Source organism: Pseudoduganella rivuli (assembly GCF_009674485.1).
In the GTDB taxonomy this organism is placed as follows: domain Bacteria; phylum Pseudomonadota; class Gammaproteobacteria; order Burkholderiales; family Burkholderiaceae_D; genus Rugamonas; species Rugamonas rivuli_B.
The window spans coordinates 159,288-171,471 of record NZ_WKJJ01000017.1; the positions used below are offsets into that span (position 1 = coordinate 159,288).

Annotated in this window: 3 protein-coding genes; all 3 read right to left on the reverse strand. The window is 65.5% G+C overall.

Annotation, left to right across the window (positions count from 1 at the left end; genetic code table 11):
• Positions 1-29: 29 nt before the first annotated feature.
• On the reverse strand, positions 30-9,725 hold the full coding sequence (locus GJ700_RS25010; protein ID WP_154379063.1) for a YDG domain-containing protein: 9,696 nt from the start codon (positions 9,723-9,725) through the stop codon (positions 30-32).
• Between the two features lie 12 nt (positions 9,726-9,737).
• Positions 9,738-11,318, reverse strand: a complete 1,581-nt coding sequence (locus GJ700_RS25015) for a ShlB/FhaC/HecB family hemolysin secretion/activation protein (protein WP_154379065.1) — start codon at positions 11,316-11,318, stop codon at positions 9,738-9,740.
• Positions 11,319-11,519: 201 nt separating this feature from the next.
• Positions 11,520-12,176 carry a FecR family protein gene (locus GJ700_RS25020; RefSeq protein WP_154379067.1) on the reverse strand — a complete coding sequence of 219 codons (657 nt, stop codon included), beginning with the start codon at positions 12,174-12,176 and terminating at the stop codon, positions 11,520-11,522.
• Positions 12,177-12,184: the final 8 nt, after the last annotated feature.

The following is a 12,184-nucleotide window of genomic DNA, read 5'->3' on the forward strand; positions in this document are numbered from 1 at the left end:
CTCTTCAATCGGTAATGCTGTGCTGTCGGTTAGTTGCAGTACAGTTTCTTCACTGGCTCGTCTTTCTTCACGAGTTCACTGGTCTTCGCGGTGCCGTCTTTCTTGTCTTCCTTGCTGTCGCCGGCTTTCTCGTCCGCCTTGTCCTGCTGCGCGGACGACGACGTGGAAGAAGACGATGCCGTGGACGAGGAGGACGAGGACGACGTCGATGGCGTGGCGAGCGACGCCAGCCTGCGCGTGTCATCCTGGTCTTGCGCGGTATTGACGGTCGCCGCCACGGTATTGATGATGTTCACCGTGGAATTGATGGCCTGCGCCACCGGCTCATTCGGCTGGTTTTGCGATGCTTTCGCCGCCGCTTCTTCCGCCGCTTTCTTTGCCGCCGCTTCCGCCGCCGCCTTGGCTGCCGCCTCTGCCGCCGCCTTGGCCGCAGCCTCCGCTGCCGCCTTGGCGGCCGCTTCCGCCGCGGCCTTCGCCGCAGCTTCTTCCGCAGCCTTCTTCGCCGCCGCTTCGGCCGCCGCCCGTGCAGCGGCTTCCTCCGCAGCAGCCTTCGCGGCGGCTTCTTCTGCCGCGGCCTTGGCGGCTGCTTCCGCCGCGGCTTTCGCTGCCGCTTCCGCCGCCGCTTTCGCCGCGGCCTCTTCCGCGGCCTTGGCCGCCGCTTCCGCCGCCGCCTTGGCTGCCGCTTCCGCCGCCGCCTTGGCTGCCGCCTCTTCCGCCGCTTTCTTGGCTGCCGCTTCCGCCGCCGCCTTGGCCGCCGCTTCTTCCGCTGCCTTCTTGGCGGCCGCTTCCGCTGCCGCCTTGGCCGCGGCTTCCTCCGCCGCAGCTTTGGCCGCCGCGTCCGCCGCCGCTTTCGCCGCTGCTTCTTCCGCCGCTTTCTTCGCTGCAGCCTCCGCCGCCGCCTTGGCTGCCGCTTCCGCCGCCGCTTTGGCCGCCGCATCCGCCGCTGCCTTGGCTGCCGCGTCGGCCGCCGCCTTCGCTGCCGCGTCGGCCGCCGCCACAGTTGCCGGATCGTTAATCACCGGCGTCGCGCCGCCCGCGAACGTAATCGCGGATGATGACACAGTTCCGCTTACCGAGGTTAACGAGACGGGGGTGGTGGCGACGATACTGGTGCCCGGCAGCGCTGTGATGCCACCCGTCGTGGCTGTCGCGCTGATGCTGCCCGACGTGCTTTGCATCGTGCCGGCCAGCGTGATGTCCGTGCCGGCAGTCAGGCCGATATTATTGGCCGCCTGCAGCGACGAACCCGAGCTCATTTCAATCGCGGTGCCGGCCGTCAAGCCAATACTATTAGTCGCCTGCAGCGAGGAACCGGAGTTCAGTTCAATTTCCGTACTGGCCGACAAGGCAATGTTTTGCGCTGAAATCGGGTAATTGATGGCAATCGGGCTGTGCGCCGTCAGCGTCACTGTACCGGCCGGCGCGGACTGCGTGCCCGTGGTGGTGATGCCGCCGGTGTTGTCGACCGACAGGTTGCCGCCCGTTGTTGTCACATTACCCAGCGCCAGCTGGCTGGTATTGCCCGTGACGTTGACCAGCACGATGCCGCCGGTGCCGTTTACGCCGCTGTAGGCCAGCACGTGGTTGGCGCTGTTGGCCAGCGTGACGCCGGTTTGCGAGCTGGTGTCCAGCGCCGCCGTTTGCAGCGCGCCGGTCTGCGTAATGGCGCCGGCCGATGCGGTCAGGCTGATGCCGGTGGAAGCGGTCATCGGTCCCACCGCCAGGTTGCCCGTCATCTGGGTAATCGAGGCCGTGCCCGGAATCGAAATGGTGCCGCTGGTGTGGCTGTAGGGACCATGCACGCCCAGCGTGGACAGGCCGCCAATCGCGCCGCCGCTCATCGTGAATTGCTGCGCCGTCAGCGCGCCGCCACCCGCCACCGCGCCGCCCGTCTGCACATACTTGCCCGCCGCCAGCGTCCCTTCCACATTCAGGGTTCCCGTGGCGACGGTGACGGCGCCGGCCACCGCCGACACGTCGGTCAGTGCCGTACCCAGGGTCAGCGTGCCGCCCGTGACACTGAGCGACTGCCCGGCGGCCGCCGTCAGCGATTGCAGCGTCACGGCGCCGCTGCCGAACGTCACCGTGCCGGATGCGCCAAGCAGGTTGGCGGCCAGCACGTAGTCGTTGACGGGCGCCACACCGTTCAGCCAGTTGGCGGAATCGGTCCACAGGCCGCTGGCCGGTCCGGTCCAGGTTGCCAGCGGCGCTTGCGTGATGGTGCCGGTCAGGTTGGCCGGCAGCGCCGGCACCGCGTAATTGCCCGCATCCGTGCCGGTCAGGCCGACATTGGACACGGCCACCGGCTTGTTGGCGCCGGGAATGGCGGTCAGGTAAGCCGCCGTCACCGTCCCCAGCGCGACGCTGTCGCTGCCGATCACGCCCGAGAGCGTGCCGCCGGACGTGGTGGCCGTGGTTTGCGCGTTGTAGGCGCGGTCCGGCACCTGCAGGTTCGACACCGTCAACGGCGCCGCCGTGATATTGGCCGTCAGCCCGGTCGGCGTTGTCACCGCGTAGTTGGCGGCATCCGTGCCGGTCAGCGCAACGCTGGCGACTGTGACGGTTTTTGCCGTGCCCACGTTCTTATTGGCGAAGCTGGCAGCGACAGTGTCGATCGCCACGCTGTCCGAACCCAGCACGCCGGAAAGGGTACCGCCCGTGGTGGTGGCCACAGTGGTGGCGTCATAAACACGCGACACGCCGGTAATGCCGGTGACCGTCAGCGGCGCCGCCGTGATGTCGGCCGACAGGCCCGCCGGCACGGTCACCGAGTAATTGCCCGCATCGGCGCCGCTCAGCACGATATTGCTGACCGTGACGGTTTTTCCCGTGCCCACGTTCTTGTCCGCAAAGCTGGCCGTGACGGCGCCCTTGGTGACGGTATCGCCACTGAGGATGCCGGACAGCGTGCCGCCGCTGGTGGTGGCCGTGGTGGTGGCGTCATACACGCGGTTGACGCCCGCCATGCCCGTCACCGTCAACGGCGCGGCCGTGATATCGGCCGTCAGGCCGGTCGGTACGGTCACCGAATAATTGCCGCTGTCGGCGCCGGACAGGCCGACGCTGCCGACCGTGACGGTTTTTGCCGTGCCCACGTTTTTATTGGCGAAGCTGGCAGTCACCGTGCCCAGCGCCACGTCATCGGAGCCCAGCACGCCGGACAGCGCGCCGCCCGTCGTGGTGGCGGTGGTGGTCTTGTCATACACGCGCGACACGCCGCTGATGCCGCTGACGGTCAATGGCGCCGCCGTGATATTGGCGGTCAGGCCGGTCGGCACGGTCACCGTGTAATTGCCCGCGTCCGTGCCGCTCAAGCCGATGCCCGATACCGTGATGGATTTCGACGTGCCCACGTTCTTGTCGGCGAAGGCCGCCGTCACCGTTCCCTTGGTAACCGTATCGCCGCTGACGATGCCGGACAAGGCGCCGCCGGTGGTGGTCGCCGTGGTGGTCGCGTCATAGACGCGCGACACGCCCGTCATGCCCGTCACCGTCAGGGCCTTGGCCGTGATGTCGGCCGTCAGGTTCGATGGCTGCGCCAGCGTGTAATTGCCCGCATCCGCGCCGGACAGGCCGGAACTGCTGATGGTGATGGTCTTGCCGGTGCCGACGTTTTTATCGGCGAAGCTGGCTGTTATCGTGCCCACCGAGACCACGTCGTTGGACAGCACGCCCGACAGCGTGCCGCCGCTGACCGTGGCCGACGTGGTGCCGTCGTACGTGCGGCTGGTTGCCAGCAGGCCCGACACCGTCAGCGATGCAGCCGTGATATTGCCGGTCACGCTGGTCGGCAAGGTCAGCGAATAATTGCCGGCGTCGGCGCCCGACAGGGTGATGCCGCTGACCGTGATGGCCTTGGACGTGCCGACATTCTTGCTGGCGAAACTGGCCGTCACCGCGCCCAGCGACACGTCGTCGGAGCTGAGGATGCCGGACAGCGTACCGCCCGTGGTGGTGGCCGCCGTGGTGGCGTCATAGGTGCGCGACACGCCGGACATGCCGCTGACGGTCAGCGGCGCGGCCGTGATGCTGGCGGTCAGCCCGCTTGGCGCGGTCACCGTGTAATTGCCCGCATCCGCGCCGGACAAGCCCACGCTGCTGACCGTGATGGATTTCGACGTGCCGACATTCTTGTCGTCAAACGCAGCGGTGACCGTGCCCTTGGTCACCGTGTCGCCGCTGATGATGCCGGACAGCGTGCCGCCGCTGGTGGTGGCGCTGGTGCCGGCGTCGTAGACTCGGGACACGCCCGTCATCCCGGTCACGGTCAGCGGCGCGGCCGTGATGTCGGCCGTCAGGCCGCTTGGCGCCGTCACCGTGTAATTGCCCGCATCCGTGCCGGACAAGCCCACGCTGCTGACGGTGACGGTTTTCGACGTGCCCACGTTCTTGTCGGCGAACGCCGCCGTCACCGTGCCCACCGACACCACGTCGGAACCCAGTATGCCGGACAGCGTGCCGCCCGTGGTGGTGGCCGTGGTGGTGCGGTCGTAGGTGCGGGAGACGCCCGTCATGCCCGACACGGTCAGGGTCGCGGCAGTAATGGCGCCCGTCACGCCGGTTGGCAGGGTGACCGAGTAATTGCCGGCATCCGTCCCGGCCAGCGTGATGCCGCTGACCGTGACGGATTTCGACGTGCCGACATTTTTATCGGCATAGCTGGCCGTCACCGTGCCGATCGACACGCTGTCCGAACTCAGGATGCCGGACAGCGCCCCCCCGCTGGTGGTGGCGCTGGTCCCTGTGTCATAGGTGCGCGACACGCCCGTCATGCCCGTCACCGTCAGCGGCGCGGCCGTGATATTGGCCGTCAGGCCGGTCGGCGCGGTCACCGTGTAATTGCCCGCATCGGTGCCGGACAGCCCGACACTGGCGACCGTGATGGATTTCGACGTGCCGACATTCTTGTCGGCGAAGCTGGCGGTGGTGCTGCCCAGGGTGACGGTATCCCCGCTGATAATGCCGGACAAGGTGCCGCCCGTGGTGCTGGCGCTGGTGCCCGCATTGTAGGTGCGGGACACGCCCGTCATGCCGGTCACCGTCAACGGCGCGGCGGTAATCGTGCCGGTGGCGCCGGACGTGTTCAGCGTGTAGTTATTGGCGCTGCTGCCGAACAGGTTGGGTTCGACGATGTTCAGCGTCTTGCCGGTGCCGACGTTCTTGTCCGCGAATGAAATGGACGCGACCAGGCTCAGCGTATCGCCATCGACCATGTTGACGAAACTGACATTGGAAGACGATACGGACGTCAGGCGGTCATAAGTCTTGGTGGCGGTCGGCGTGACGGTGCGCCTGGTGATCGACAGCGACGAACCGGTACCGGTGTAACTGATGTCGTACTTGCTCGAATACAGACCAGTCAGGCTGTACGAACTTGCACTGTAGTTGACGGCCGTGCCCCAGCCAAGGGTGCCGGACAGGGACGCCGACGTGTCGCTGCCGGTAAAGCCGCTATACGTGGGCGAACCGGTGAACGATGGCGTGGTGCCGTCGTATACGTGGGTGGCCGTGCCGGACACGTCGACCGTCAGCGCCGTCAGCATGGACTTCAGCAGCGGCGTCGTATAGCCATCGTAATTGCGCCATACCGGGGCGGTGACGAAGGCAAACCCGGTGAAATTGGACGACTGCTTCATTTGCGCGTCCGTCAGTCCGGTGGCGTAGGTATCCGACGTGCCGGCCGCGGTGCTGTTGTAATAGCCGTACGTCACCGGCGAGACCGGGAACTGGCAATCGCAACTGGTGTAGTTGGAAAACGCGCCGACGTTGCTGAAGCCGCTGGCGGAAATCGTCCCGTTGCTGTAGGCGCGGCTGATCGTGCCACCGTTATTGATGCCGGCGAATCCGCCGATATACGCATGGACGCCCGCGCCGGACGTATTGCCCGTCACGTTGCCGGTGGCATAGGCATCGAGGATGTCGCTTTGATTGTCCCCCACCAGGCCGCCGCCATAGGCGCCCGCGCTGACATTGCCGGTAGCGTACACATACTGCAACGTGCCATAGGTATGGCTGCCGGCCAGGCCGCCGACATAGCTGCCGGTGCCGGTCACGGCCCCCGTCGCGTACGACGAGGTAATGTCGCCGGAATTGTCGCCGACCAGGCCGCCCACCAGGCTCGATCCGCTGACGTTGCCGGTGGCATACGCATTCGACAATGCGCCGCCATCGTTCAAGCCGATCAGGCCGCCGGCAGACCCATTGGTGGCCGTCACGGAACCCGTGGCATGCACATCCGAGATATCGACGTTGTTGACGCCGATCAGGCCACCGGCCGCCGCCGTCACATCGCCATACGCGGACACCGCGCCGGTCGCATAGGCATTGCTGATGACTTCCCAGTTCAGGCCCGCCAGGCCGCCCGCATAGGCGGTCTGCCCGATCGCGTAGACCGGGCCGCTGGCGTGCGAATCCGAGATTTCATTATTGTTGTAGCCGACCAGGCCACCCGCATAGGCCGTGCCGTTGTCGGAATCGGCGGTAATCGTGCCGCTGGCCGACGAATTGCTGATGGTGCCCCAGTTATAGCCGGCCAGGCCGCCGGCATAGGCATCGTACGAACTGGCGGAGCTGGTGACATTGACGCTGCTGGTGACATTGCTGACGGTGACGGACGAACCGATAAAGCCGGCCAGTCCGCCGACATAATCGCCCCCCGTCACGTTGCCGGACAACGTCAGGTCATGGACATGGGCCGAACCGCCCAGTTCGCCGAACAGGCCCACCGACGTGCGCGACGGGCGGTTGATGTACAGGCCGGTAATGGACTTGCTGTTGCCGTCAAAGTTGCCCTGGTATGGGTAATCGCTGTTGCCGATCGGGCTGAACCCCTCATACCAGCCCGACGTGCCGCTGGCGTCGATGTTGTTGGCCAGCTTGTAGTGGTACGTGGATTCCAGCAGGGTGCCGACGCCTTGCAGGCCGTACACGTCCGTCAGCAGGTAGGGCGTGCTGGTGGTGCCGTCGCCGCCCAGCACGCGCAGGAATGTCGCGCTGCCGATATCGAAGTCGCCCGCCGACAGCGACGGCAACGATGCGCTGTTCTGCACCCATGCGCCCCGCTCCAGGTACAAGGTGCCCGTCACGTCCAGGCCGGCGGTGACCGTCAGGTTGGTCGGCGCGGACAGCGACAGGCTGCCGCCCCACGTCAGCGCCTGGTTCAGCGTGATATCGCCCGCGTCGCTGTCGTTGTTGACGACAAAGCTCAGCGTATCGGCGGTCACCTTGGTCGTGATACTGGTGACGGGAACCACCATGGTACTGGACGTTTCCGTGCCGGTACCGAGGATCATGGAGTTTTCCGAACGCACTTCGAACGTCGACGCGGTCACCGGGCCGCTCAAGGTCAGCTGGCCGGCCTTGGCGGTCAGCGTGCCGTCGGCCGTGGTGCTGGAAGCACTGCCGAACGTGATGCGCTTGGTGCCCGCCTGCGACGTCGACAGCATGATGTCGCCCGGCACTTTCAGCGAGCCGCTGAGCGTGATGTCATCGTCGCTGTTCAATGTCAGCGTCGAAGGCTGCGCCGTGCCGGAGGTGTAATCGACCGTGCCGGACACGGTGACCGTGCCGCCCGAGCCGGACGTGGTGACCGCCAGTTCGCCCGTGGTGCGCAAGTTCGGTAACATCGACGAGGTCAGCGACAGCGACGTCGGGGTGGCCGTGGCGGCGCCGATTTCCACCGGGCGGCCGCTCGACAGCGCCTGGATATTCAACATGCCGCTGCCGGCATTGATGACGCCGCCAGCCGTCAGCGTGTCGGTGGAAATGCTGATCATGCCGCCGCTGCTGCTGACGGTCGCGCCGGCGTTGACGTCGACGGAATAGCCACTGTCCTGCGTGAACGTGATGTCGCCGCCACTGGTGGCGATGCTGCCCGCGCTGCTGACGACGATGCCCTGCAAGCTCTCGATGGCCACGCTGCCCACGGTGGTCGACACCGGCCCCGCGATGGTCATGACGCCGTCGCTCATCAGCGTAATATCGCCGTCGTCCGACTGGCTGGTGGTGGTGGACTGCGCCTTGGTGACGGACGTCTGGAAGTTGGCGGTAAAGGCGCTGATCGACTTCTTGGCTGTCAGCGACAGCGTGGAAATGTCATTCTGCGAACCCATCAGCGAAATGCTGCCGGTGGACGACGTGGCCGTCACGGTCGGCACCGTAATGGCCGTGCCGCTGTTTTGCGTGATGTCGCCGGTGGCCGACAAGACCAGCGCGGCGCTGGCGTTGCTGCCCGTCAGGTTGGCATTGATGGCCATGGCGCCGCCGCTGGCGGTCAGTGTCAAGGTCGAGGCGCCAGTCCATGACACGGGCGCTGACACCGTCAAGTTGCCGGTGCCGGTGCCCGCCGCATTCACGGTCGTCAGCTCCACGCTGGTGCCGGCGTTGAGCTGGCTGGTCAGCGTGCTGGCCAGGATACTGCTGCTGGTAAATGCGCCGGATTCGGCAAAGACGCCGCCGGACAACTGGACGCTGCCGCTGGCCGCGCTGGCGACGATGTCGATATTGGTCGGGTCCAGCAACAGCTTGCCCCCCTTGCCCCGGGGGGCGGCGGCATCGGCCTTGCCCTGCATGTCGAGGTAGTGGCCCGACGTTTCGATCAGGCCGCCATCGCCGCCCTGGGCGCCGCCGCGTGCCGACAGGCTGCCGTACACCCGCGTGGCGTTATCGCCCCACGCGATGACGCGCCCGCCATCGCCGCTGCCGTTCGCATCGGCGCGCACGGATGCCTGTGCGCCGATATAGGTTTGCTGCGCGTTGGGTACCGACGGGTCTTTACCCTGGGCGCCGCCGCCGACCAGCACCTGGCCGCCGCCGGTTGCACCGCTGGCGTCGACCTGCGCATCGTCCAGCAGGCCGACGCGCTCACCGAGCAAGCGGATGTCGCCACCCTGCCCCGCGCTGTTGACGGCGCTGGTGGTGGAGCCTTTTTCCAGCAAGGTGGTGCCGGAAGCCTTCAGCACGATCTTGCCGTTTTCACCGCGCACCGCGCTGTCCGCACTGACCTTGCCGCGCTGGTTGACCAGCGCGCCGTAGATGCCGACCCGCCCGCCCGAGGCCAGCACCTGCCCCAGGTTCAGCGCCTGGTCGGCGGGCGCTGACACCACCACGTGCACCGAGGGGTCGCTGGAATCGACCAGTTGTACCGTGTGGCCTGCCGCCAGCACCACGTCGCCCTGCGGCGACGTAATCACGCCACTGTTCTCGACGCTGGAACCGACCAGGAACACGCGGCCGCCGCCCGGCGTCGTGATCGCGCCTTCGTTCGACACCTTGCCGGCATTGACCCCGCTGAAGCGGTTGCGCCCTGCCAGGAAATCGGTATCGGACAGCGCCAGCGACGACGCCACCAGGCCATTCACGTCGACGCGCGCATCCTTGCCGAACATGACGCCGTTCGGATTGATCAGGTAGACGTGGCCATTCGATTGCAGCGCGCCGAGGATGCGGCTGGGATCCTGCCCCGTGATGCGGTTCAGGACCCGGCTGTCCGCGTTTTGCTGAATGAAGCGCGTGACTTCATCCGGCGCGATGGAAAAGCTTTGCCAGTTGATGATGGCGTTCGGTGTATTCGTGATGGAAAACACCTTGCCATTTTGCTGGAACGCCGCCTGGCCCGCGACTACTTGCGGCGCCAGGGGATTGGCATACGCCGCCCCATAACAGGCGGCAACCATGACAGCCAGCGCTTTGCGCTTGAGGTACAGCGGACGCCCGGGGGAATTCATCTGGAACCCTGACTAGTAAGCGAGGCCCAATCGCACGTGCAAGCGGTTGGCGCCATTGCGGCCCGTCGCGCCGGCCTGCACCACATGGCCGTAGTCGAGCTGCAGGTTGAAGGAACTGCCCATCAGCACGCGCAGGCCGAGGCCGGTGCTGCCGATCGTGGTGCTGGTCAATTCGCCAGCCAGGGCATGGTTGCGTTTTACGTATGCCATGTCGTAAAAGCCGAGCACACGGCACTGCCAGCGGTCCGAATTGCAGAAATCCGGTGTATAGGCTTCCAGGTTGGCGCCCACGCCGCTGTCGTTGGAAATTTCACGTTCGGCAAACCCGCGCACGGAACCCGCGCCGCCGCCGCCGAACTGTTCGCCGGGAATCAGCGCATCCGCCGTCAACTGCGCATTGACGATGGCGCGCAATTGCCAGTCGCTGGCCAGCGAACGGCCATAGCTGCCCGACAGGCGCAGCGCCGTATAGCGCGCCTTGGCGCCCGCCCGGGCGCGCTCGAAGTCGTCCGAACCGCCCTTGTCGCCGCCAGGAATGTTATGGATCAAGGTGACCGAGCCGCCCAGGTCGGTGCCGTTCTTGGCCCAGTTGGCCACATAGTTGACGGACAGCGGATGCACGGTCACGTCGTTGCCCAGCTGGGTGCCGAGGAACGTCACATTGTTCTTGAACGCCTTGTAATCGAGGCCGTAGATCAGCCGCGATTCCAGGTCGCCCCGCTTGGCCATGTTGTGCGTGTAGCGCGCGCCATAGACGGCGCCCTTGCCGCTGACCGCCAGGCTCAGCACGCCGGCCGTCACCGTGCCTGAATCCACGTTCGAATAGCTGGCGAACAAGTCGATCGCGTCGCCCAGGCTGTACAGCGGAATGTGGTAGCCCAGGCCATACACTTTGACCTGGCTCGGCTTCTCCGCCGTGGTGGTGTACTGCAGGCTGGCCACATGGTCCAGGCCCCACAGGTTGGCATGCTGCAGCACGACGCCGATGTGGGTTTTGCCGGTCGAATCGGTACCGGTATTGTCCACGTTGAGCATGGCTTTCCATGGATTTTCATCCGTCACGTCCAGCGCCGCGTCGACTTCGCCATCTTCTTCGCTGCTTTGCAGCTTCAATGCGATCTTGCGCGCAGGGCTGTCATTGGCCAGCCTCAGGCCCGCCGACACTTTCTTCAAGTCCGGCGTCTTGCCTTCCTGCAGATGGGGCAAGGCGCGCCGCACATTGGCTTCGTCAAAATACTGGTTGCCGCTGACCTTGATGCGGCCGATCTTCGTTTCCACCACTTTCAGCTGCACCACGCCCTTGTCCAGTTCCTGTTCCGGCAACTCGACGGTGACGATGTTGTAGCCGTGCGCGTGATACACGGCTTCCAGCGCTTCCAGCGCGCGCTGCACGTCGCCGAAATCGCGCCGCGGGCCGGCGAATGGCGCCAGCGCGCTGTCGACTTCCGCTTGCGGCAACAGGGTATTGCCGATGACGGTAAACCGCGTGATCTCAAAACGGATCACGCCGTCGTCCGGTTCTGCCGCCCAGGCGGTGCTGACGGCGGCAGCCAGGAGGGAACCTGCAAATAAGCGCGCTAGTTGTCGTTTCATGTATCGGCTCGTGGGGTTGTTCTTGTGCTGTATGGAATTATTACTCAGTAGCGGCCTGTTGCGTCCTGCAAAAGGAAATTTTGCAACTGTATGAGACAAATTCCGTGAAGGCGTAACTTGACGTAGCACAATGGAATGCTATCACAGAAACAACAAATAATGCCTTTTTGAAATAATTTCACGCCACCCGGCAAAGCGCAATCAGGGTTTGGCTTCCGGTAATCCGCTGGCGCCGAATGCGGGTGGTAAGTCAAACCGCATGCCCGGGTTGGCGAACATCTTCGCGGGCTTGGTCTTGTCATCCCTGATGTAGCCGTACTGGCCCGGGTCATATTGAAAGAAGCCCGCCTGGTTGGTCAGCGAAATGCCGCCCTCGCTGACATAGACGTGCAAGCCCGGGTCCAGCGGGCTGGCGGCGGCGCCGTCGGTACCTCCCGTCAGGTATTCAAGAAAAAAAGTTGTGCCACGGATGCCGATGGTCGCACTGGGGGTGTGCAGCGTGAATTTTTCCTTGTTGCGCTTGCCCAGCAAGCCTGTCACCGACCGCATGCCGCCCCGCAGCAGGCGCAAGCCCGCGCTGTCGTCAGCCGGCTTGCCATGCTCGAAGACAAAATGGTCGATCGCCAGCGTGGTAACCGGTTTCAGCACCACTTCGCTGTCGTCGATGAACTTCACCATCGCATAACTGTCCCGCGCGGTGGTCAGCACTTCGCCGCTGGCCACTTCCGATTTCAGCGCCAGTTGACGCACCACGCCATCGGGCCGGCTGGCCGTGGCCGCACCGCTCAGTTGCGTCACCGTGCCGGCCACGGTCGCGCCCTGCGCGGGGATGGCGGCCGCCAGCGCCAGCACCGCCATTGCAAGAG